Annotated in this window: 23 protein-coding genes and 1 pseudogene; 8 read left to right on the top strand and 16 right to left on the bottom strand. The window is 76.7% G+C overall.

Annotation, left to right across the window (positions count from 1 at the left end; translation table 11 throughout):
* Positions 1 to 64: 64 nt before the first annotated feature.
* Positions 65 to 325, top strand: coding sequence for a 30S ribosomal protein S20 (gene rpsT / locus ACI8AA_RS00775; protein WP_457042608.1), 261 nt, complete (start codon positions 65 to 67; stop codon positions 323 to 325).
* Positions 326 to 416: 91 nt separating this feature from the next.
* Here rpsT and holA read toward each other — a convergent pair whose 3' ends face one another.
* The 10 genes and pseudogenes from holA to ACI8AA_RS00725 form a co-directional block, all read right to left on the bottom strand.
* On the bottom strand, positions 417 to 1,331 hold the full coding sequence (holA, locus tag ACI8AA_RS00770; protein WP_457042607.1) for a DNA polymerase III subunit delta: 915 nt from the start codon (positions 1,329 to 1,331) through the stop codon (positions 417 to 419).
* A gap of 400 nt (positions 1,332 to 1,731) precedes the next feature.
* Positions 1,732 to 3,411: pseudogene (locus tag ACI8AA_RS00765) on the bottom strand (ComEC/Rec2 family competence protein); the annotation flags it as partial.
* 422 nt (positions 3,412 to 3,833) lie between these two features.
* Positions 3,834 to 4,727, bottom strand: coding sequence for a ComEA family DNA-binding protein (locus tag ACI8AA_RS00760; RefSeq protein WP_457042606.1), 894 nt, complete (start codon positions 4,725 to 4,727; stop codon positions 3,834 to 3,836).
* A 136-nt stretch (positions 4,728 to 4,863) separates the two neighbouring features.
* Positions 4,864 to 5,718, bottom strand: coding sequence for a DegV family protein (locus tag ACI8AA_RS00755; RefSeq protein WP_457042605.1), 855 nt, complete (start codon positions 5,716 to 5,718; stop codon positions 4,864 to 4,866).
* Positions 5,719 to 5,788: 70 nt separating this feature from the next.
* Positions 5,789 to 6,529 (bottom strand): histidine phosphatase family protein, encoded by a 741-nt coding sequence (locus ACI8AA_RS00750; protein WP_457042604.1) that lies wholly within the window; start codon positions 6,527 to 6,529, stop codon positions 5,789 to 5,791.
* On the bottom strand, positions 6,526 to 7,110 hold the full coding sequence (rsfS, locus tag ACI8AA_RS00745) for a ribosome silencing factor (protein WP_457042603.1): 585 nt from the start codon (positions 7,108 to 7,110) through the stop codon (positions 6,526 to 6,528). The genes ACI8AA_RS00750 and rsfS overlap by 4 nt, the downstream gene beginning before the upstream one ends.
* A complete protein-coding gene (gene nadD, locus ACI8AA_RS00740) occupies positions 7,107 to 7,829 on the bottom strand; it encodes a nicotinate-nucleotide adenylyltransferase (RefSeq protein ID WP_457042602.1) in 723 nt (240 codons plus the stop codon). Before nadD ends, rsfS begins: the two co-directional genes overlap by 4 nt.
* Positions 7,830 to 8,127: 298 nt before the next feature.
* The gene (locus ACI8AA_RS00735; RefSeq protein ID WP_457042601.1) at positions 8,128 to 9,579 is read right to left on the bottom strand and encodes a vWA domain-containing protein; all 1,452 of its coding nucleotides are present in this window, start codon (positions 9,577 to 9,579) and stop codon (positions 8,128 to 8,130) included.
* Positions 9,579 to 10,466, bottom strand: coding sequence for an AAA family ATPase (locus tag ACI8AA_RS00730; RefSeq protein ID WP_457042600.1), 888 nt, complete (start codon positions 10,464 to 10,466; stop codon positions 9,579 to 9,581). The genes ACI8AA_RS00735 and ACI8AA_RS00730 overlap by 1 nt, the downstream gene beginning before the upstream one ends.
* 26 nt (positions 10,467 to 10,492) lie before the next feature.
* The gene (locus tag ACI8AA_RS00725; RefSeq protein WP_457042599.1) at positions 10,493 to 11,746 is read right to left on the bottom strand and encodes a glutamate-5-semialdehyde dehydrogenase; all 1,254 of its coding nucleotides are present in this window, start codon (positions 11,744 to 11,746) and stop codon (positions 10,493 to 10,495) included.
* Between the two features lie 65 nt (positions 11,747 to 11,811).
* On the opposite strand from ACI8AA_RS00725, the gene ACI8AA_RS00720 reads away from it, so the two are divergent.
* Genes ACI8AA_RS00720 through ACI8AA_RS00705 form a run of 4 tightly spaced genes read left to right on the top strand, consistent with a single transcriptional unit; the run spans position 11,812 to position 14,990 of the window.
* A complete protein-coding gene (locus tag ACI8AA_RS00720; protein ID WP_457042598.1) occupies positions 11,812 to 12,759 on the top strand; it encodes a metal ABC transporter substrate-binding protein in 948 nt (315 codons plus the stop codon).
* Positions 12,756 to 13,559 carry a metal ABC transporter ATP-binding protein gene (locus ACI8AA_RS00715; protein ID WP_456927074.1) on the top strand — a complete coding sequence of 268 codons (804 nt, stop codon included), beginning with the start codon at positions 12,756 to 12,758 and terminating at the stop codon, positions 13,557 to 13,559. The genes ACI8AA_RS00720 and ACI8AA_RS00715 overlap by 4 nt, the downstream gene beginning before the upstream one ends.
* Position 13,560: 1 nt before the next feature.
* Positions 13,561 to 14,583, top strand: coding sequence for an iron chelate uptake ABC transporter family permease subunit (locus ACI8AA_RS00710; protein WP_457042597.1), 1,023 nt, complete (start codon positions 13,561 to 13,563; stop codon positions 14,581 to 14,583).
* Positions 14,580 to 14,990, top strand: coding sequence for a Fur family transcriptional regulator (locus tag ACI8AA_RS00705; protein ID WP_387985374.1), 411 nt, complete (start codon positions 14,580 to 14,582; stop codon positions 14,988 to 14,990). The genes ACI8AA_RS00710 and ACI8AA_RS00705 overlap by 4 nt, the downstream gene beginning before the upstream one ends.
* On the opposite strand, the gene ACI8AA_RS00700 is transcribed toward ACI8AA_RS00705, so the two are convergent.
* The gene (locus ACI8AA_RS00700) at positions 14,981 to 15,466 is read right to left on the bottom strand and encodes a MarR family winged helix-turn-helix transcriptional regulator (protein ID WP_457042596.1); all 486 of its coding nucleotides are present in this window, start codon (positions 15,464 to 15,466) and stop codon (positions 14,981 to 14,983) included. The genes ACI8AA_RS00705 and ACI8AA_RS00700 overlap by 10 nt on opposite strands.
* A gap of 73 nt (positions 15,467 to 15,539) precedes the next feature.
* Here ACI8AA_RS00700 and ACI8AA_RS00695 point away from each other — a divergent pair, with 73 nt between their 5' ends.
* Genes ACI8AA_RS00695 through ACI8AA_RS00685 form a run of 3 tightly spaced genes read left to right on the top strand, consistent with a single transcriptional unit; the run spans position 15,540 to position 16,883 of the window.
* Positions 15,540 to 16,196 (top strand): maleylpyruvate isomerase family mycothiol-dependent enzyme, encoded by a 657-nt coding sequence (locus tag ACI8AA_RS00695; protein WP_457042595.1) that lies wholly within the window; start codon positions 15,540 to 15,542, stop codon positions 16,194 to 16,196.
* The gene (locus ACI8AA_RS00690) at positions 16,193 to 16,507 is read left to right on the top strand and encodes a hypothetical protein (protein WP_110007157.1); all 315 of its coding nucleotides are present in this window, start codon (positions 16,193 to 16,195) and stop codon (positions 16,505 to 16,507) included. The genes ACI8AA_RS00695 and ACI8AA_RS00690 overlap by 4 nt, the downstream gene beginning before the upstream one ends.
* A gap of 40 nt (positions 16,508 to 16,547) precedes the next feature.
* Positions 16,548 to 16,883: a hypothetical protein gene (locus ACI8AA_RS00685; protein WP_457042594.1), complete on the top strand. Its 336-nt coding sequence runs from the start codon at positions 16,548 to 16,550 to the stop codon at positions 16,881 to 16,883.
* 9 nt (positions 16,884 to 16,892) lie between these two features.
* Here ACI8AA_RS00685 and ACI8AA_RS00680 read toward each other — a convergent pair whose 3' ends face one another.
* The 5 genes from ACI8AA_RS00680 to rpmA form a co-directional block, all read right to left on the bottom strand.
* On the bottom strand, positions 16,893 to 17,675 hold the full coding sequence (locus ACI8AA_RS00680; RefSeq protein WP_457042593.1) for an isocitrate lyase/PEP mutase family protein: 783 nt from the start codon (positions 17,673 to 17,675) through the stop codon (positions 16,893 to 16,895).
* A gap of 23 nt (positions 17,676 to 17,698) precedes the next feature.
* Positions 17,699 to 18,181, bottom strand: coding sequence for a peptide deformylase (def, locus tag ACI8AA_RS00675; protein ID WP_457042592.1), 483 nt, complete (start codon positions 18,179 to 18,181; stop codon positions 17,699 to 17,701).
* Positions 18,178 to 19,314, bottom strand: a complete 1,137-nt coding sequence (gene proB / locus ACI8AA_RS00670; protein WP_456948495.1) for a glutamate 5-kinase — start codon at positions 19,312 to 19,314, stop codon at positions 18,178 to 18,180. Before proB ends, def begins: the two co-directional genes overlap by 4 nt.
* Positions 19,311 to 20,789: a GTPase ObgE gene (gene obgE / locus ACI8AA_RS00665; RefSeq protein WP_457042591.1), complete on the bottom strand. Its 1,479-nt coding sequence runs from the start codon at positions 20,787 to 20,789 to the stop codon at positions 19,311 to 19,313. The genes proB and obgE overlap by 4 nt, the downstream gene beginning before the upstream one ends.
* 103 nt (positions 20,790 to 20,892) lie before the next feature.
* On the bottom strand, positions 20,893 to 21,150 hold the full coding sequence (gene rpmA / locus ACI8AA_RS00660; protein ID WP_073419148.1) for a 50S ribosomal protein L27: 258 nt from the start codon (positions 21,148 to 21,150) through the stop codon (positions 20,893 to 20,895).
* Positions 21,151 to 21,152 lie beyond the last annotated feature (2 nt).

Raw genomic sequence — 21,152 nt, 5'->3', positions numbered from 1 at the left:
TGACGCATGCCGTCCGGACGCACCGACAGACCCTTTCCCTCCTGCGAGACACCGAGGCTCACGCGTGGCGAACATCAAGTCCCAGATCAAGCGGAACAAGACGAACGAGAAGGCGCGTCAGCGCAACGTCGCCGTCAAGTCCGCCCTGAAGACGGCCGTCCGCCGCTTCCGCGCGGCCGCCGCCACCGGCGACACCGAGGCCGCGACCACGGCGCTGCAGAAGGCCAGCAAGGCCCTCGACAAGGCCGCCAGCAAGGGCATCATCCACAAGAACCAGGCCGCCAACCGCAAGTCGGGCATGGCCAAGCAGCTGACCAGCCTCTGAGCTGCGTCCCAGCGCTCCCGGGCCCCCGTCCTCCGCACCGGAGGACGGGGGCCCGTCGCTTTCCGGGGCGCGGCCCTGCCGGGACGGGCGCTCAGTAGCCGGCGCGGGCCCGGCCGCGGCCGGTGGTGGCGCGGATGTCGACGATCCGGCGGATGGCCCGCTCGAGCGCGTAGTCGGCGCTCGCGGCCACGCCCTTGACGTCGGCGTTGAGCTCGGCGGCCACCCCGATCGCCTGCTGCAGGCCCTCGATGCTCCAGCCGCGCGCCTGGGTCTGCGCCTTCTTCACCTTCCACGGCGGCAACTTGAGCGCGCGGGCGAGGTCACCGGTGTTGGTGGTGTTCAGCGAGGTGACCCGGGCCGCGGTGCGGATGCCGTCGGCGATCGCGTCGGCGATGAGCACGTGCGCGACGCCGCGGTCCAGCGCCCAGCGGAGCGCCTCCAGCGAGCCCTGGCGGTCCCCCACCAGCACCTTCTCGGCGACGGTGAAGCCGGTGACCTCGGCCTGCCCGCGGTGGAACCGGGCGACGGCGTCGGCGTCGATGGTCCCGCCGAAGTCGGCGACCAGCTGGGTGGCCGCGGACGACAGCGCCCGCAGGTCCGCGCCGACCGCGTCGACCAGAGCGGCCACCGCGTCGGGGGTGATCCGGCCACCGGCCGCGCGCACCTCGTTGCGGACGAACGCCGCCCGGTCGCCGGGCGAGGAGATCTTGGGGCACTCGTCGAGCGCCGCCCCGGCCGCGGTGAACGCCTTCACCAGCGCCTCGTTGCGCTTGCCGCCGTGGTGGACGACGACCAGCGTGAGCTCCGGGTCGGGGTCCTTGCAGTAGCCGGTCAGGGCGTCGACGAGGGCGCTGGCGGCCTCGTGCACGCCGCTGACGACGACGAGGCGGTGCTCGCCGAACAGCGACGGGGCCAGCACGTCGGCGAGCTGGCCGACCGGCAGGCCCGCGGCGACCAGCTCGTGCACCTCCGCGGCGGGGTGGCGCTCGAGGACGGCGGCGCGCACGGCGGCCACGGCACGGGACCGCAGCAGCTCCTCCTCCCCGACGACTGCCCGCAGGCGGGAGGTCGGTGCCGGGGGTGCCGCTGCCACGCCCCGATGGTGTCACGGCCCGCCGACGGTCCCGCCGCACCGCGGGTCCGCCCGGCACGCCCTCGTCGCCGGGGTGCACCGCCCCGGCCTGTGCTCCCGGGGCGCCGCGGGCGGCGACGCCCCACTCCCCCGCTGAGCCGACGACGGCCAGGTCCCCCTCCCGGTCGGTGCGGTACACCCGCATGCCGTCCCGGGCCAGCAGCGACAGCAGCCGCGGGGCCGGGTGCCCGTAGGTGTTGTCCGCGCCGACGCTGACCAGCGCCACCCGGGCGCCGGTCGCGGCGAGGAAGGCCGGGTCGGCGTCGGCGCTGCCGTGGTGCGGGACCTTGAGCACGTCGGCGCGCAGGTCCACGCCCCGGTGGAGGACCCGCGCCTCGGCGGCGGCGCTCAGGTCGCCGGTGAGCAGCACCCGCACGCCGCGCACGGTGACCCGCACGACCAGGGAGAGGTCGTTGGGCTCGGCCGCGGCGGTGGCGATCTCCGGCGGCGGCGCCAGCACCTCGACCCGGGCGCCGCCGACGTCACGGCGGTCGCCGGGGACGAGGACCTCGCGGCGCGCGCCGGCCCGGGCGGCGGCGCGGGCCAGGTCGCCGGCCCGCTCGTCGGCCGGGGACAGCGTGCCGGTGGCGAGGACGCCGACCTCCCGCCCGTCCAGCGCGCCGGCCAGCCCGCCGACGTGGTCGGCGTCGAGGTGCGACAGCAGCACCAGGGGCAGCCGGTCGACGCCCAGCCGGTCCAGGCAGCGGTCGACCGGGCCCACCTCCGGGCCGGCGTCGACGAGCACGGCCTCGCCCGGGCCGGTCGGGAGGACCAGCGCGTCGCCCTGCCCGACGTCGCAGGCCACCAGCACGCTCTCCGGCGGCGGCCAGCCGTCGGCGGCCTGGCGCAGCGGCCAGCCGAGCAGCACCAGCCCGAGCAGCGCGGCCAGCCCCAGCGGGCGCAGCCGCCGGTACCGCCACAGCGCCAGCCCGGCGGCGAGCAGCAGGACGGTCAGCAGCAGCGCGCCGCCGGTGCCGGCCGGCCAGCCGGTCGCGCCGTCGGGCAGGGCGGCCGCGGTGCGCGCCACGGCGACCAGCCACCGCACCGGCCAGCCCGCCAGCCACACGAGGCCGTCCCCGGCGACCGGCACGACCGGACCCACGACGGCCGCCAGCAGGCCGAGCACCGTCGCCGGTGCCACCGCGGGCGCGGCGAGCAGGTTGGCCGGCAGCGACACCGGGCTGACCAGCCCGGACAGGCCCGCCACCAACGGCGCGGTGGCCAGCCCGGCGGCCGCCGCGACCGCCACCGCGTCGGCGGGGGTGCGCGGCCAGCCCCGCCGCTGCAGCCGGCGCGACCAGCGGGGCGCCAGCAGCACGATCGCCGCCGTCGCCGCGACCGACAGGGCGAAGCCGGCGTCGCGGGCCAGGCGCGGGTCGAGCAGCAGGAGCACCGACACCGACGCGGCCAGCGCGGGGACCGCCGCCCGCGCCCGGCCGGAGGCCAGCGCCAGGAGGGTGACCGCGCCCATGGCCGCCGCCCGGAGCACGCTGGCGTCGGGCCGGACCAGCACCACGAAGCCGGCGAGGACCACGAGGGCCACGACCGCCTGCACCCGGCGGTCGGCCGCCCGCCGGCGCAGCGGCGCGAGCACCCCGGTGAGGACGATCGCCACGTTGGCGCCGGAGACCGCGGTGAGGTGGGACAGGCCGGCGCGGCGGAAGTCCTCCTCCAGCACCGGGTCCAGACCACGGGTGTCACCGACGACCAGGCCGGGCAGCAGCCCGTCCGCGGGTCCGGGGAGCACGCGCCGGGCGGAGGCGGCCAGCCCGTCGCGGACGGCACCGGCGGCGCGCTGCAGCCGGGAGGGCCCCTCGACCGGTTCCGGCGGGGCGCGGGCCGACAGCCGCGCGACGACGCCGTCGGTGGCGGGCGCGGACGCCACCGCCACCCGGGCGCGCACCACCTGCCCGGGCAGCACGCCGGTCCAGTCCTGCGCCGGCGCGAACAGCATGGCGCCGGCGGTCAGCGACACCGAGGCCGCCCGGTCCGTCACCGCGGTGACCGTGACGTCGAGGACCAGCCGGGGCGGGCCGGCGCCGGTGACGCGCCGCGGGTCGCCGTCGACCTCCAGGACCACGTCGACCGTGCGGCCGGCCGCGACGTCGGCGAGCGGGGAGGCGGCGCGGGCGGCGCCTCGGACGGCGGCGACGGTCGCGGTCGTGGCCACCGCGGCGAGCACGGCGAGGACCACGAGGACGCCGGCCCGTCCCCGGCGCCGGACGAGCAGCACCGCCCCGAGCGAGGCGGCGCCGGCCAGGACGAGCAGGACCGGAGGTGAGAGCAGGCCGGCGGCGAGGGTGACCGCCCACACCGCGGCGGCGGCCGGGACCAGGCGCAGGTCCAGCCACGACCAGCGCCGGTCCGGGAGGGCGCTCACACCCGGACCAGGTCGGCCAGCTCGCCGTAGACGGCCGGGCCGATGCCCGGGACGTCGTCGAGCTGCTCGACGCTGGTGAACCGGCCGTGCTGCCCGCGGTGGTCGACGATGCGCTGGGCGAGCACCGGGCCGATGCCGGGCAGGGCGTCGAGGTCGGCGACCGTGGCGGCGTTGAGGTCCAGCGGCCCGGCCGGGGCGGCTCCCCCGCCGGCCGGCGCGGCGGCTCCGCCGGGGACGCCGACGGCGACCTGCTGCCCGTCGCTCACGACCGCGGCCAGGTTGATCGAGGCGGGGTCGGCCTCGGGCAGGAGGCCGCCGGCCGCGGCCACCGCGTCGGCGACGCGGGCGCCTTCGGGCAGCGTCACCAGGCCGGGCGTGACGACCAGGCCGACGACCGAGACCACGACGGTCGTGCGGGCCTCGGCCGCCTCCGCGGGCGCGGGCTCCGCGTCGACGGCCGGGACGGGCTCGGGCGCCGGCTCCACCTCCGGCCGCTGCAGCCAGGTCCACCCGGCGAGCAGCAGCGCCGCCACCAGGCCGGTGAGCCACAGCGCCGCGCTGCCGCGCCGGCCGGGGTCCACCCGCACCGCCCGCCCGGGTGCCCGGTGCCGGCCGAGCCCGCCCGGCAGCCGCCCGTACGCGGCGTCCGCCGGTTCGTCGCCCGGGTCGTCGTCGAGGCCGTCGTCGCGCTCGTCGAGGTCGTCGTCGAGGTCGTCGGTCCGGTCCCCACGGGGCTCCGGGCGGCGGAGGAGGGCGACGCCGGTGAGCGGCGGGGACTCGAGCGGGTCGTCGTCGGGCAGCCAGCCCGAGCGCCGGCCCTCGTCGAGCAGCACCCGGAGGCGGGCACGGATGACGTCGGCGGTGGGGTCGCGGCGGGAGGTCAGGCGCACGCGGCGGACGCTAGGCAGGCCGCCCGCCCGGGAGGACCGGTCCGCGAGGAGCTGTGGACGGCGGTGCGGGCTGTGGACGGGCGCGGGCCGTCCGGCGGCAGCCGGGTGCAGGCTGCGCCCCGTGTCCGCCCCTCGCTCAGTCCCCGTCCGCCGGGGTCACCACGACGCCGACCGCGCCCGGCCCGACGTGGGCACCGACCGCCGCCCCCAGCTCGCTGAGGTGCAACTCCCGCACGCCGGGCACGGCGCGCTGCAGCTCGGCGGCCAGGCGCTGCGCGCGCTCGGGTGCGGCCAGGTGGTGGACGGCGAGGGAGGCGCCCGGACCTCCGGCGGCCTCCTCCGCGCGCTTCACCAGCCGGGCGAGGGCGCGGGCGGAGGTGCGCACCCGCTCCAGCGGCACGACCCGCCCGTCGGCCACGTGCAGCACCGGCTTGACCGCCAGCGCGGTGCCCAGCAGCGAGGCGGCCGAGCCGATGCGGCCGCCGCGGCGCAGGTGCTCGAGGGTGTCGACGACGAAGAGCGTGCGGGTCCGGGCGGCGGTCCGTGCGGCCACGGCGGCGACCTCCGCAGCTGCGGCGCCGTCGGCTGCGGCGCGGGCGGCGGCGAGGACGGGGAAGCCGGTGCCCATCGCCGTCGACCGCGAGTCGACGACGGTGACCAGGTGCTCCCCGACCTGGGCGGCGGCCATCCGGGCGGCGTCCCAGGTGCTCGACAGCTCGGCGGACAGGTGGACCGACACCACCCGGTCGGCGCCCTCGGCGAGCCGGCGGCGGTAGGCGGCGACGAAGTCACCGGGGGTGGGTCGCGATGTCGAGACGTGCTGGCCGCGGGAGGTCAGTGCCCGGGCGACGTCCTCCGGGGTGATCTCGGTGCCCTCCCGGCCGGAGTGCCCGGCGAGGACGACGTAGAGCGGGACCACCTCGATGCCGTACCGCGCGACGAGGTCGGGCGGCAGGTAGGCCGTGGAGTCGGTGACCACGGCGACGGACACCAGGGGAGGCTAGCCCGACGCCGACCGGGGGCCGACGCGCAGGCGGACGGCCGGTGGCCGGCGGGGATCCTCAGGCGACCGCGTCGGCGTCCTGGGCCGGCGGGGGCGCCGCGCCCTCCGGGGTGGCCGCGGCGTCGGCCGGGACGCCGGTGGCCGGTCCCTCGGCCCGGCCCGGCAGGGCGGCCACGACGGCGTTGTGCCGCATCAGCCGCCACCGGTCCCCCTGGCGGGCCAGCTCGCTCCAGCCGCAGTTGGCCAGCGGCCCGAACACCCGCCGGTGCTGGGGGCCGAGCTCGAGCAGGGCCTCGACGAGCCGGCCGGCGGTCCCGCCGTGGGTGACGACGACGGCCACCTCGGCCGGCGGCAGGTCGCGCAGGGCGGCCAGCGCGCGGCGGGCGACGTCGGCGGCCTCCTCGCCGCCGCGGCCCTGTACCGGCCGACCCGCGAGCCAGTCGGCGTACTGCTCGGGGTGGCGCTCGGCGACCTCGGCGCGGGTGAGCCCCTCCCAGCAGCCCAGCCCGTGCTCGCGCAGCCGCTCGTCCAGTATCAGCGGCACGCCGAGCAGGCCGGTCAGCGCGGTGGCGGTGTCGGAGGCGCGGACCAGGTCGCTGGCGACGACGACGGTCGTCCCCGCCGTCAGTCCGGCGGCCACCAGGTGCGGCGCGGTGCGGGCGGCCTGGGCGCGGCCCTCGGCGTCCAGCGGCGGGTCCAGCTGGCCCTGGAAGCGCCCGGTGGCGTTCCACTCGGTCCGCCCGTGCCGCCAGACGACCAGCTGGGGCACCGGCAGGTCGAGGGCGGCGCGAGCCGTCACCGGCCGGTCGTCCCCGCGTCCCCGTCGGCGGTGCCGCCGACGGCGTCCTCCTGGAGCGGGTCGCCCTCGAGGGCGTCCTCGTCGGTGAGCTGGTCGTCGGTGAGGTCGTCCTCGGTGAGGTCCTCGGTCGGGTCGGGCGCCAGCGGGACCGGGTCGGGGCTGCCCGGCCCGGTGTCACCGGGGGACGGCGTGCCGGCCGCACCGTCGGCGGCCTGCGGGGCCGCGCGGTCGACGAACGGGATCGTCGGGCAGTCCTTCCACAGCCGCTCGAGGGCGTAGTAGGCGCGCTCCTCGGCGTGCTGGACGTGCACCACGACGTCGACGAAGTCCAGCAGCACCCAGCGGGCCTCGGCGACGCCCTCGCGGCGGACCGGCTTCACGCCGTGCCGGCGCAGGCGCTCCTCGACCTCGTCGACGATCGCCTGCACCTGGCGCTCGTTGGGCGCCGCGGCGAGCACGAACGCGTCGGTGATGGCCAGGCGGTCGCTGACGTCGACGATCGAGACGTCGGTGGCGAGCTTGTCCGCGGCGGCCTGGGCGGCGAGCAGCGCGGTCTCCCGGGCCTCGGCGGAGGCGGTCATCGGGGCACCTCCCGGAGGTGGGCAGACGGTGGGTCGGTGGGGTCGGGGTCGGCCGGGTCCGCGTGCGCGGGGGCGGCCGGGGGGCGGTCGTCGGTGGGCCGGTCGCCGCGCAGGCCCGGCGAGCGCCGGCCACCTACCCGGTACAGGCCCCGCTTCTCGATGTACTGCACCACGCCGTCGGGCACGAGGTACCAGACCGGCATGCCGCGGGCCACGCGGTCGCGGCAGTCGGTGGAGCTGATCGCCAGGGCCGGGACCTCGACCAGGCTGACCGCGCCCTCGGGCAGGTGCCCGTCGGCGAGGGCGAACCCGGGACGGGTCACCCCGATGAAGTGGGCCAGCCGGAGGAACCGGTCGCTGTCGCGCCAGCTGAGGATCTGCGCCAGCGCGTCGGCGCCGGTGATGAAGAACAGCTCCGCGTCGGGGCGCTGGGCGTGCAGGTCGGTGAGGGTGTCGATCGTGTAGGTCGGGCCCTCCCGGTCGACGTCGACGCGGCTGACCGAGAACCGCGGGTTGGAGGCCGTGGCGATGACGGTCATGAGGTAGCGGTCCTCGGCGGGGCTGACCTCGCGCTCGGTCTTCTGCCACGGCTGGCCGGTGGGGACGAAGACCACCTCGTCCAGACCGAACAGCCCGGCCACCTCGCTGGCGGCGACCAGGTGACCGTGGTGGATGGGGTCGAACGTCCCACCCATCACGCCGATCCGGGTACCAGCCACCGATCGAGCCTATCCGGGCACCGCACGGGCGGCCCGGCTGCACCCGGCGGATCCGGTCCCGGACGGCCGGGCGCGGGGCGCCTCCGCACCCGGCCGTCGGGACGGGACCGTCCCGGTCGCGACCGGCACCCCCGTGCGGTCGGTCGCGCCGCCTGCGCTCCCGACCGCGACGACGGGAGCACGGACCGGACACCGTGTCGCGTGTCGGTGCCCGCGCTGACCAACGGCCCACGGGGCCACCGGTTACGACGGGTCTCGGAAGGGGGTCCCCCGGGCGTGTCGCCGTGACCGGATGGTGTCAGAGCGTGGTGACGAACTCCGCCAGCTGGGTGGCGTTGCGGCACTCGACCATGTCGATGACATCGCCGTAGCGGTCGGCGGCGGAGTCGCCGCTCCCCCACAGCCGCCGCGGCTCGGGGTTGAGCCAGTGCGCCGAGCGGGCGCGGCGGACCAGGTCGGCGAGCACCGGCAGGCCGGGCTGGCGGTAGTTGGTCCGCCCGTCACCGAGCACGAGCAGCGAGGTCTTCGGCCCGACGGCGGTGGGCCAGCGGTCGGCGAACACCTCGAGGGCGTTGCCGTAGTCGCTGTGCCCGTCGAAGGCGACGACGTCGGCCTCGCGGCCGATCCGCGCGACCGCGCCGGCCACGTCCGCGCCGGGCCGGAAGAACCGGGTCACCTCGTCGGTGGAGTCGACGAAGGCGAACGCGCGGACGCCGGAGAAGTGCTCGCGCAGCGCCTGGGTGAGCATCAGCGTGAAGTGGCTGAACCCGGCCACCGAGCCGCTGACGTCGCAGAGCACGACCAGCTCGGGCTTGTGCACCTTGCGCGGCCGGTGGTGGGTGACCACGGGCACCCCGCCGGTGCCGAGCGAGGCGCGCACCGTCTTGCGGAAGTCCAGCCGGCCCTGGCGGCCCATCCGCCGCCGCGCCGACAGCCGCACCGCGAGCCGGCGGGCCAGCGGCGCCACCGCCCGCCGCAGCTCGGCGAGGTCGGACTGCTGGGCGCGCAGGAAGTCGACCTGCTCGGCCAGCGGCCGCACCGCGCTCTTGGCCACCCGGTCGCGCCCGCGGTCGGCCGCGGCCCGGCGGCGCACCTCGGCGTCGACGGCGGTGCGGAAGGCGGTCAGCCGCTCGCGGACGGTCTGCCGGGCCACCTGCTCGGCCAGCCCGCCGCGGCCGCCGTCGCCGAGCAGCCCGGCCAGCAGCTGCGTGACCAGGGTGTCCGGCGACAGCGCGCGCATCACCCGGTAGCCGAAGTAGGACTGCCCCGACGGCGACGCCGGCGCCCGCCCGAGCTGCTCGACCGCCTGGCGGGCGAACCGGCGCAGCGCCTCGTCGTCGCCCTCGAGCAGCAGCCGGGCCAGCTGCTCGCGCATCCGCTGGGCGAGGTCGCGCTCGTCGCCGTCGCCGTGCCCGTCGGGCAGGTCCAGGGTCGAGCCGTCGCCGGCCTCCGGCTCGCCGTCGGCGGGGTCCGCGTCGTCGCCGGCGGAGCCGGGGGCGGGCCGGTCCGACAGCGGCCACCACAGGTCGAACAGCACGTCGTAGGCCGGGCGCTGCGAGGCGCGCTGCAGCAGCACCGCCGCCAGGCCGTGCCGCAGCTGCTCGCGGTCGAGCAGGTCGACGACGGTGAGGATCTCCGCGGCGTCGACGGCCTGGCTGATCCCGACCGGGATGCCGGCCTCCCGCACCGCCCGCACGAAGCCGTCGAGGTGACCGGCCAGCCCCCCGGGGGACACCGACGGCGCGGACATCAGTTGAGCCGCAGCTCGGCGGCGGCGCGGTCCTGGTCGCTGGCGTGCTTGAGCACCACGCCGAGCGTCGAGCGCACCGTCGTCTCGTCGAGGGTGTCCAGGCCGAGCTCGAGCAGCGTCTGCGCCCAGTCGAGGGTCTCGGAGATCGACGGCGACTTCTTCAGCTCCATCGCCCGCAGCGCCCGGATGGTGCGCACCAGCTGCTCGGCCAGCCCCGGCGCGAGGTCGGGCACCCGGGAGAGCACGATCTCCCGCTCCCGCTCGGCGGAGGGGTAGTCCAGCGAGAGGTACAGGCAGCGCCGCTTGAGCGCCTCGGACAGCTCGCGGGTGGCGTTGGAGGTGAGGACGACGGTCGGCCGGCGGGTCGCGGTCACCGTGCCGAGCTCGGGGATCGTCACCTGGAAGTCGCTGAGCACCTCCAGCAGCAGGCCCTCGACCTCGACGTCGGCCTTGTCGGTCTCGTCGATGAGCAGCACGGTCGGCTCCGTGCGCCGGATCGCGGTCAGCAGCGGCCGGGAGAGCAGGAACTCCTCGCCGAAGATGTCGTCGTGGACGGTGTCCCAGTCCGCGCCGTCCCCGCCCTGCGCCGCCTGGATCCGCAGCAGCTGCTTCTTGTAGTTCCACTCGTACAGCGCCCGCGCCTCGTCCAGGCCCTCGTAGCACTGCAGCCGGATCAGCTCCGAGCCGGTGGCCGCGGCCAGCGCCTTGGCCAGCTCGGTCTTGCCGGTGCCCGCCGGGCCCTCGACCAGCAGCGGCTTGCCCAGCCGGTCGGCGAGGAAGACCGTCGTCGCGATCTGCGCGTCGGGCAGGTACCCGGCGGTGGACAGCCGCTTGCTCACGTCGGCCACCGAGGAGAACTGCGGCGACTGGGTCGGCGGGCGGGGCATGCGGCTCCTCGGGTCCGGGGCCGGGATCAGCGGGTGTGGCCGTTCCCGGTGACGACGTAGGTGGTGCTGGTCAGCTCGGGCAGGCCCAGCGGCCCGCGCGCGTGCAGCTTCTGCGTGGAGATGCCGATCTCGGCGCCGAAGCCGAACTCGCCGCCGTCGGTGAACCGGGTCGAGGCGTTGACCAGGACGGCGGCGGCGTCGACCCCGGCGGTGAACGCGGCGATGGCCGCCGCGGAGTCGGCGACGATCGCCTCGCTGTGCCCGCTCCCCCAGCGCGCGACGTGCTCCAGCGCCTGGGGCAGGTCGTCGACGACGCGCACCGCCATGTCCATCGACAGGTACTCGGTGGCCCAGTCCTCGTCGGTGGCCGGGACGACGGCGTCGTGGGCGGCGCGGGCGGCGTCGTCGCCGTGCAGGGTCACGCCGGCGTCGGCGAGGGCGGCGAGCAGGCGCGGGAGGAACGGCACGTCGCGGTGCACGAGCAGCGTCTCCGCGGAGTTGCAGACGCTCACCCGGTGGGTCTTGGAGTTGAGCACGATCGCCTCGGCCATCGCCGGGTCGGCGGAGGCGTCGACGTAGACGTGGCAGTTGCCGACGCCGGTCTCGATCACCGGGACCTGCGCCTCGCGGACCACCCGCTGGATGAGCGAGGCGCCGCCGCGCGGGATGACGAGGTCGACGTGCCCGCGCGCGGACAGCAGCTCACCCACCGAGGCGCGGTCGGCCGGCAGCAGCTCGACCGAGCCCTCGGGCAGCCCGGCCTTCTGCCCGGCCTCCATGAGCACGGTGACCAGCGCGAGGTTGGTGCGGTACGCCGAGGCCGACCCGCGCAGCAGCGCCGCGTTGCCGCTCTTGAGGCACAGGCCGGCGGCGTCGACGGTCACGTTCGGGCGGGCCTCGTAGACGATGCCGACCACGCCGAAGGGCACCCGGACCTGCCGCAGCTCCAGCCCGTTGGGCAGCCGCGAGCCGCGGACGACGTCGCCGACCGGGTCGGGCAGGGCGACCAGCTCGCGCAGGGCGGCGGCCACGCCGGCCACCCGCCCGGCGTCCAGCCGCAGCCGGTCGAGCACCGACGCCGGCGTGCCGTCGGCCTCGGCGGCCGCGACGTCCTGGGCGTTGGCGGCCAGCACCTCGTCGGTCCGCTCGACCAGCGCCTCGGCCATCGCGGTGAGCGCGGCGTCCTTGACGTCGGTCGGGAGGATGCGCAGGTCGCGGGACGCGGTGCGGGCGCGCAGCGCGGCGGCCCCGATCAACGGCAGGTCGGCGGCGTCGGACACGCCCCGCAGGGTACGCGCCGCCTCCTCCGGTCAGGCACCTCCGCCGCTGTGTGAGAATGGTTCTCATGACCACGACGACGCGCGTCCTCGCCGCGACCACCGCCGCCGCCACCGCCCTGCTGCTCGCCGCGTGCGGCTCCGCCGGGGACGACGCGGCCGCGGCCGCGGACGGCGTCTCGGTCGAGGCCGCCTTCTACCCCCTGCAGTGGGCGGCCGAGCGGGTCGGCGGCGACCGCGTCGACGTCGAGTCGCTCACCCCGCCGGGCGCCGAGCCGCACGACCTGGAGCTCACCCCGCAGGACGTCGCGTCACTGACGGAGGCCGACCTCGTCGTCTACCTCGCCGGCTTCCAGCCCGGCCTCGACGAGGCCGTCGGCGAGGCCGGGGACGCCGCCTGGGACGCCGGCGAGGCCGCCGACCTGTCGCTGACCGCCGAGGAGCACGACCACGGGGGCGAGAGCGAGGGGGAGCACGCCGAGCACGGAGGCGAGGCCGTCGACCCGCACTTCTGGCTCGACCCCACCCGGCTGGCCGACGTCGGCGACGCCCTGGCCGACCGGCTGGCCGAGGTGGACCCCGACGGCGCGGACACCTACCGCGAGAACGCCGCGGCGCTGCGCACCGACCTGGAGTCGCTCGACGCCGAGATGGAGCAGGGTCTGGCGGACTGCGCGGTGACCACGCTGGTCACCGCGCACGACGCGTTCGGCTACCTCGGCGAGCGGTACGGCCTCGACGTGGTCGGCGTCAGCGGGCTGAGCCCGTCGACCGAGCCCAGCCCGGCGCAGCTGGCCGAGATCTCTACGCTGGTCCGGGAGCGCGGGGTGACGACCGTCTACACCGAGACCCTCGTCGACCCCGCCGTGGCCGAGACCGTCGCCGAGGAGGCCGGTGTGCGAACCGCCGTCCTCGACCCGATCGAGGGCCTCACCGACGAGTCGGCCGGGGACGACTACCTCGCGGTCATGCGCGCGGACCTCGCCACGCTGCAGGAGGGACAGGGCTGCGCATGAACGACGCCGCGCTCCGGCTGGCCGGCGCCACGATCGGCTACGGCGACGTGGCCATCGTCCGCGACGCCGGCCTGACCGTCCGGCGCGGCGAGGCCGTGGCGGTCCTCGGCTCCAACGGCTCGGGCAAGACCACCCTCATGCGGGGCGTGCTGGGCCTGGCCACCGTCCTCGGCGGCACCGTCGAGGTGCTCGGCGCCCCGGTCGGCCGGCTGCGCGAGCGCGGGCGCGTGGGCTACGTCCCGCAGCGGCACACCGTCAGCGGCGCGATGCCGGCCACGGTGCGCGAGGTGGTCGGCGTCGGCCGGCTGCCGCGGCTGGGTCTGTTCCGCCGGCTCGGCCCGCGCGACCGGGCCGCCGTCGCCGAGGCGGTCGACGCCGTGGGCCTCGCCGACCGACTCGAGGACCCGGTCGCCTCCCTCTCCGGCGGGCAGCAGCGCCGGGTGCTGGTGGCCCGGGCCCTGGCCGCCGAGCCGGAGCTGCTGGTCATGGACGAGCCGACCGCCGGCGTCGACGCCGCCAGCCAGGCCGCGCTGGCCGCGGTGCTGGCCCGCGTCGCGGCCGCCGGGACGACCCTCGTCGTCGTGACCCACGAGACCGGCCCGCTCGCGGGCGTGCTCTCGCGCGCGGTCGTCGTCGACTCCGGCCGGCTCACCTACGACGGGCCGCTGGCCGGCGCCGGGCCCGCCGGTCCGGACTGCCACCACCCCGAGGAGGCCGCCGAGCCGGCGGCGCGCGGCTACCGCCTGGACCAGCCGCGGCCGGCGCCGGACGCCGTCCGCGTGCGCGACGGGAGCCGCTGACGTGGAGCTGCTCGAGTACGGGTTCATGCAGCGGGCGCTGCTGGCCTCGCTGATGGTCGGCCTGGTCGCGCCCGCCGTCGGCGTCTTCCTGGTGCAGCGCCGGCTGTCGCTGCTCGGCGACGGCCTGGGGCACGTCGCGCTGACCGGCGTCGGCATCGGGGTGCTCACCTCCACCGCGCCGGTGGGGACGGCGCTGGTCGCCGCCGTGCTGGGCGCGGTGCTCATCGAGCTGGTCCGCGCGCGCGGGCGGACCAGCGGCGACGTCGCCCTCGCGGTGCTGTTCTACGGCGGCATCGCCGGCGGCGTGGTGCTGCTGTCGCTGGCGCCGCGCGGGCAGGCCACCAACCTCGACGCCTACCTGTTCGGCGCGATCACCACGACGACCGTCGCCGACGTCGCCGTCTTCGCCGTCATCACCGTCGTCGTCCTCGCGGTCGTGTGGCTGCTCGGCCAGCGGCTGTACGCGGTCAGCGACGACGAGGAGTACGCCCGCGCGGTCGGCCTCCCGGTGCTGCCGCTCAACGTGGCGCTGGCCGTGCTGGTCGCCTCGACCGTCGTGCTGTCGATGCGCGTGGTCGGCCTGCTGCTGATCAGCGCGCTGATGATCCTGCCCAGCGCGGTCGCCCAGCTGGTCGGGCGCAGCTTCCGCGCCACCCTGTACCTGGCCTGCGCGATCGGCGTCGTGGTCAGCGTCGCGGGGACGGCGGCGTCGTACTGGACCGGCACCCCCTCCGGCGGCACGATCGTGCTGCTGGCCATCGCCCTGTTCCTGCTGGTCACGGTGGTCGTGGCGCTGCGCGAGGCGACGGCGCGGCGCCGGCACGGGCGGCGGGTGCAGGTGCACGCCGCGCACCCGCACGAGCACGGCGACGGCTGCGGGCACCGCCCCGTGCCGCACGGCGACCACGTCGACTACGACCACGACGGGCACCTGCACGCGCCGCACCGCACCGGCACGGGCGTGCACTACGACGAGCACACCGAGCACGCCGCCCCGCCGCCGGTCGGGACGGAGCGGCCGTGAGCGCACCCGAGGTCCCGGTCCGCCGCCAGACGCGCCAGCGGACCGCGGTCATGGCCCTGCTCGAGGAGCTCGACGGGTTCCGCACCGCCCAGGACCTGCACGCCCTGCTGCGCGAGCGCGGCGACGCGGTCGGCCTGGCCACCGTGTACCGGGCCCTGCAGGCGCTGGTCGACGACGGCCTGGTCGACGTGCTGCGCGGTGAGGACGGCGAGGCCGCCTACCGGCGCTGCTCGCCGGTGCACCACCACCACCTGGTCTGCCGCTCGTGCGGGACCACCGTGGAGGTCGCCGACCCGCCGGTGGAGCGCTGGGCCGCGAGGGTCGCCGCCGAGCACGGCTTCGCCGACGTGCAGCACCAGCTGGAGGTCTTCGGGACCTGCGGCAGCTGCACCGCCGCTCAGCGGTAGGGGTCGGTCACCTCGCGCAGCCGGGTGAGCGCCGCCCGCAGCTGGGCCGTGGTCTCCTCCCCCAGGTACGCCGTCCACTCGGCCTCGACCTCGGCCTCGACCCGGCGAGCGAGCGCCACCAGCTCCTGACCCCGCTCGGCGATCTGCACCAGCCGGGCGCGGGCGTCGGTGGGGTCCGGCACGCGGCGCACGTAGCCGGCCCGCTCGAGCTGGTCGACCAGGTGGCCGGCGGTCTGCTTGGTCACCAGCGCCTGCGCGGCGAGATCGGTCAGCCGGGTGCCGGCGGGGCCGATCCGGGCGGCGATGCGGCCCTGGGCGAGCGTGATGTCGTCGTGCCCCTCGGCCGCCAGCGTCGCGAGCAGCCGGGCCTCCATCGCCCGGTGCGGGTAGAAGCACAGCAGGGCCAGGTTCTGGTGCCCCTGCTCCTCGTGGTCCCGGCGCTCCCCGCCCTGCCGGACCTCGTCGCGAACGCTCACGCCGCCCCTTGACATTGGTCAGATGATCTGACTGAATGGTCAGACCATCTTACCAACACCGGGGGAGGTCGTCGTGGACCTCGACGACGTGTGGCGCTGGACCGACTCCCAGCGGGCGAGCCTGGCCGACCTGCTCGACGACCTGTCGCCGGCCGAGTGGGAGACCCCGTCCCTGTGCGACGCGTGGCGGGTGCGCGACGTCGCGGCGCACCTGACGCTGGCGCAGATGGGCCCCTGGCCCATGACGGTCGCCGCGGTCCGGGCGGGCTTCGGCTTCAACAGGATCATCCGCGACACCGCCCTGCGCGTCGGCCCGCTGCCCGACGACGAGTACGGCCGGCGGATCCGGGCGATGGTCGGCTCGCGGCGGCGGGCGCCGTTCATCTCCCCGATCGAGCCGCTCCTCGACGTCCTCGTGCACGGGCAGGACATCGCCGTCCCGCTGGGCCGTGAGCGGCCGATCCCGCCGGTCCCCGCGGCGGTGGCGGCGCAGCGGGGCTGGGACCTGTACTTCCCGTTCCGGGCGCGGAAGCGGCTGGCCGGCCTGCAGCTTCGGGCCACCGACAGCGACCTCGTGCTGGGCGAGGGCGCCCCCGTCGAGGGCACGACCGGTGACCTCCTGCTTCTGGTCACCGGGCGCACCGCCACGGTGGACCGGCTCTCCGGCGAGGGCGTGCAACGGCTGCCGGCGGCGGACGGCCGCCGGGAGGACGCGAGGAGGACGACATGACCCTGGGTGTGATCACGGACGTGTCCGCACCGGTCGAGCTCTACGACGCGGTGCACGCGGCGATGCTCGAGCGGATCGAGCAGATCGGCCCGGCCCTCGACGGGCTCCTGCTGCACCTGGCCCGTCCCACCGCGGACGGGTTCCAGGTGATCGGGGTGTGGGAGTCGCGCGAGGACTACGAGCGCGGCAACCGGGAGGTGGTCGGGCCGGTGTTCGCCGAGGTCCTGCGGGGCCAGGCGCCCCCTGCCTCGGTGGACACGGAGTTCGAGGTCCGCGGCCTGGTGCTGCCGCGGGCCGGCGTCGCGGTCTGACGTCGCTCTCGTCGGAGAGGGGGACGAGGTGATGTGGGCGGTGTTCGAGGACGTGTCCGCACCGGTGGAGCAGCCGTACGACCTGGTGGAGCTCTACGACACCGTGCACCGGCTGGTGCTGGAGCGCACCGGCGGGGCCTTCGCGGGCCGGCTGGTGCACCTGACCTGGCCGACCGCCGACGGGTTGCGGGTGGTCGAGGTGTGGGACTCCCGCGAGCAGTACGACCGCTACGGCCGGGAGGTCATCGGACCGCTGGTCGACGAGGTCCTGGCCGGGCGGCCGCACCCGCCCGAGCTCGTGACCCGCTTCGACGTCCGCGGCCTGGTGGTCCCGGCCGGCAGGGCGGTCGTCCCCGCCGGCGTGGCAGCCCGGTGACGCGCCGGTTCAGTTGAGGGCGCGGGTGCCGGGCGGCAGGACGCCGCCGCCGACCATGTCGACGACGGCGTCCTGCAGCGCGGTCAGCGCGACCCGCTGCGTGAACGGGCCGGTGGAGACGCGGGCGACGCCGAGCTCCTGCATCTCGCGGGCCGGCAGCGAGCGGCCGGGCACGCTGATCAGCGTCAGCTTGTCGCGGCCCAGACCCTCGACGACCGTCTCGATCTCCTCGCGCCTGATCAGCCCGGGCACGAACACGACCGGGGCGCCGGCCTCGAGGTAGGCCTTCCCGCGGCGGATCGCCTCGGCGACGAGCTCGCCGCGGTCGGCACCCCTGGCGGCGCGGACGAAGGTGTCGGTGCGGGCGTTGAGCACGAACTCGATGCCGGCGTCGCGCCCGGCGCGCACCACCGCCTCGACAGCGGCCACGGCCTCGTCGAGCGGCTTCATCTGGTCCTCGAGGTTGCCGCCGACGACGCCCTTCTCGATGGCGCGGCGGGCGGTCTCCCCGGCGTCGCCGTAGCCGGCCTCCATGTCCATGCTCACCGGCAGGTCCACGGCGGCGACGATCCGCCCGACCATGTCCAGGTGCAGGTCGAGCGGGATGTTCTCGCCGTCCTCGTAGCCGAAGGTCGAGGCGATGCCGTGGCTGGCGGTGGCGAGGGCGCGCACACCCTCGGTGGCGGCCACCACCTGCGCGGAGACGACGTCCCACACGTTGGTGAGGACGAGGATCTCCGGGGCGGTGTGCAGGTCGAGCAGGGTCCGGGCGCGGGTGGCGAGGTCGGTCACGGGACCCGACCGTACGGCCTCCCTCAGCGGTCGCGCAGCGCGCGCAGGGCGGCCTTGCGGGCCTCGCCGGCGAGCCGGTCGAGGAACACCTTGCCGTCGAGGTGGTCCACCTCGTGCTGCAGGCAGCGGGCCATGAGCCCAATGCCCGACAGCCGCAGCGGCTCCCCGTGCACGTCGAAGCCCTCGACGACGGCGGACATCGCCCGCACCGTGGGCGCCCAGAGCCCCGGGATGGACAGGCAGCCCTCGTCGCCGTCCTGGGTGTCCTCCGACAGCTCCACGACCCGCGGGTTGACCAGGTGGCCGATCTCGCCGTCGACGTTGTAGCTGAACACCCGGGCGCTCACCCCGATCTGCGGGGCGGCCAGCCCGGCGCGGCCGGGGTGGTCGACGGTCTCCTCGAGGTCGCGGACCAGGGCGGCCAGTTCCCTGTCGAAGGCCCGCACCTCGTCGGCGGGCGTACGGAGCACGGGGTCACCGAGCTCGCGGATGGGGCGGATCGTCACCCGGGCAGTCTCGCAGCCGTCCGCGGCCGCCCGACCAGCACCATCTCGTCGCGGTGCACCACCTCGCGCCGGTACTCCGGGTCGAGGTCGGTCGTGCGGCGGCCGAGCAGCGCGGGCAGCTCCCGGGCGTCGTAGGCGACCAGCCCGCGGGCGACGACGGTGCCGTCGGGTCCCACGAGCTCGACCGGGTCGTCGGCCAGGAAGTCGCCGTCGACGCCGGTGACCCCGGCGGCCAGCAGCGAGGCGTGCCGCTCGCGGACCGCGCGCACCGCGCCGTCGTCGAGCACCAGCCGCCCGCGGGGCCGGCTGGCGTAGCGCAGCCAGAACTGCCGGCCGGAGGGACGGCGGCCGGAGGGCTCGAACAGCGTGCCGACCCGCTCGCCGGCCAGCGCGGCCGCGGCCTGCGGCGTCGAGGTGACCACGACCGGCACGCCCGCGCCCGAGGCGATGAGCGCCGCCTCCACCTTGGTGGCCATGCCGCCGGTGCCGACGCCGTTGCGCCGGGCGGTGCCGAGGGTGACCGCGGCCAGGTCGCCGGGGCCGCGGACGGTGTCCAGCAGCTGCGCGGGGCCGGTGCGCGGGTCACCGTCGTAGACGCCGTCGACGTCGGACAGCAGCACCAGCGCGTCGGCGGCGGCCACGTGCGCCACCAGGGCGGCGAGCCGGTCGTTGTCACCGAAGCGGATCTCGTCGGTGGCGACGGTGTCGTTCTCGTTGACGATCGGGATCACGCCGAGGGTGAGCAGCCGCTCCAGCGTCTGCCGGGCGTTGCGGTAGTGCCCGCGGCGGGTGAGGTCGTCGGCGGTCAGCAGCACCTGCCCGACGGTGACGCCGTGCCGGTCGAAGGCGTCGGCGTAGGTCTGCACCAGCCGCAGCTGGCCGACGCTGGCCGCCGCCTGCGCCGTCGCCAGGTCCCGCGGCCGGCCCTCGACGCCGAGCGGCGCCAGGCCCGCGGCGATCGCGCCGGAGGACACCAGCACCACCTCGCGGCCCTGCGCCCGCACCGCGGCGAGGACGTCGACCAGCGCGGCGAGCCGGTCGGCGTCCAGCCCGCCGGGCAGCGTGGTCAGCGACGAGGACCCGACCTTGACGACGACCCGGGGCGCGCCGGCGACCTGCGGACGGGCGGTCACTCGTCCCCCTCGGGCAGGTCGGCGTCGGTCCAGGTCTCGGTGAGCTCGTAGGGCACCCGGCGGGCCTTCTTCGCCGCCAGCCGCTCGGCCGCGCGCACGCGGTGCGGCGCGTCGATGCGGTTGTCGGTGCCGCGGCCGCCGAGGCCCGCGGTCTCCTCGGCCAGCGGCGTGCCGGCGGGCAGGCTGGGCGCGAAGTCGAACGCGACGTCGCCGATGACGACGGTGTCGCCCTCCTGCGCGCCCGTCTTCACCAGCTCGTCCTCGACACCGAGGCGGTTGAGCCGGTCGGCGAGGTAGCCGACCGCCTCGTCGTTGGTGAAGTCGGTCTGCCGCACCCAGCGCTCGGGCTTCACGCCGCGGACGACGTAGGCCTCGTCCTCGGCGTCGAAGGCGACGGTGAACCCGGAGTCGTCGACGGCGCGCGGGGTGAGCGTGACCCGGGTGGGCTCGGGCGCCGGCAGCGCGGCGCGGTGCTCCTCGACGGCGGCCGCCAGCGCGTAGCCGAGCTCGGGCAGCCCCTCCCCCGTCGCGGCGCTGACCGGGAACACCCGCAGCCCGCGCTCCTCCAGCGCCGGGCGGACCAGGTCGACCAGCTCACGGCCGTCCGGCACGTCGATCTTGTTGAGGACGGCGAACCGCAGCCGACCGACCAGGTCCAGCTCGTCGCCGCCGTACTCGGCGAGCTCCGCGGTGAGGGCGTCGATGTCGCTCTCCGGGTCGCGGCCGGGCTCGAGCGTCGCCATGTCGATCACGTGCACGAGCACCGCGCAGCGCTCGACGTGGCGGAGGAACTGCAGGCCCAGGCCCTTGCCGGTGGCCGCGCCCGGGATCAGCCCGGGCACGTCGGCCATCGTGAAGACCGTGTCGCCGGCGCGGACGACGCCGAGGTTGGGCACCAGCGTGGTGAACGGGTAGTCGGCGATCTTGGGCCGGGCCGCGGACATCGCCGCGATCAGCGAGGACTTGCCCGCCGAGGGGAACCCGACCAGCCCGACGTCGGCGACGCTCTTCAGCTCGAGGACGGCGTCGAAGCCCTCCCCCGGCTCCCCGAGCAGCGCGAAGCCGGGGGCCTTGCGCCGCGGGTTGGCCAGCGCGGCGTTGCCCAACCCGCCCCTGCCGCCGTGCGCGAGCACGACACGGGTGCCGGCACCCATGAGGTCGGCGACCACCTCGCCGCCGACGCTGACGACGGTGCCCTCGGGCACGCGCAGCACGCGGTCCTCGCCGCGCGCGCCGTGCCGGTGGCTGCCGGCGCCGGGCCGGCCGTTGCCGGCCTTCTGGTGGGGGCGGTGGTGGAAGTCGAGGAGCGTGTGGACCTGGGGGTCCACCTCGAGGACGACGTCGCCGCCGTCCCCTCCGTTGCCGCCGTCGGGGCCACCGAGGGGCTTGTACTTCTCGCGGTGCACGGACGCGACGCCGTGACCGCCGTTGCCCGCGGCGACGTGCACGACGACGCGGTCGACGAACGCGGCCATCTCTGCTCTACCTGCTCACTGCCTGCTCAACGCCGACGAGCGCACGGGCCGGCCGGCCCGTGCGCTCGTGGCGGTACGTGTCTGGTGCGTCCGAGCCCGAGGCTCAGGCGTCGACCGTCGTGATCGAGACGGTCTTGCGGCCCCGGCTGGTGCCGAAGGTGACCGCACCGGGGGTCAGCGCGAACAGCGTGTCGTCGCCGCCGCGGCCGACGCCCAGGCCCGGGTGGAAGTGGGTGCCGCGCTGGCGCACGATGATCTCGCCGGCCTTGACGACCTGGCCGCCGAAGCGCTTGACGCCGAGGCGCTGGGCGTTCGAGTCGCGGCCGTTGCGGGAGGACGAGGCGCCCTTCTTGTGTGCCATGT

This window comes from Geodermatophilus sp. SYSU D01180, from assembly GCF_054050415.1.
This window is presented reverse-complemented; position numbering and strand designations above follow the sequence as displayed.

What these genes read in the sequence shown, in the direction of transcription:
- rsfS (WP_457042603.1), bottom strand. Translation starts at nt 7,110, where the DNA reads ATGACCGCCTCCGCCGAGGCCCGGGAGACCGCGCTGCTCGCCGCCCAG.
- ACI8AA_RS00735 (WP_457042601.1), bottom strand. Translation starts at nt 9,579, where the DNA reads ATGTCCGCGCCGTCGGTGTCCCCCGGGGGGCTGGCCGGTCACCTCGAC.
- ACI8AA_RS00730 (WP_457042600.1), bottom strand. Translation starts at nt 10,466, where the DNA reads ATGCCCCGCCCGCCGACCCAGTCGCCGCAGTTCTCCTCGGTGGCCGAC.
- ACI8AA_RS00720 (WP_457042598.1), top strand. Translation starts at nt 11,812, where the DNA reads ATGACCACGACGACGCGCGTCCTCGCCGCGACCACCGCCGCCGCCACC.
- ACI8AA_RS00715 (WP_456927074.1), top strand. Translation starts at nt 12,756, where the DNA reads ATGAACGACGCCGCGCTCCGGCTGGCCGGCGCCACGATCGGCTACGGC.
- ACI8AA_RS00690 (WP_110007157.1), top strand. Translation starts at nt 16,193, where the DNA reads ATGACCCTGGGTGTGATCACGGACGTGTCCGCACCGGTCGAGCTCTAC.
- obgE (WP_457042591.1), bottom strand. Translation starts at nt 20,789, where the DNA reads ATGGCCGCGTTCGTCGACCGCGTCGTCGTGCACGTCGCCGCGGGCAAC.
- rpmA (WP_073419148.1), bottom strand. Translation starts at nt 21,150, where the DNA reads ATGGCACACAAGAAGGGCGCCTCGTCCTCCCGCAACGGCCGCGACTCG.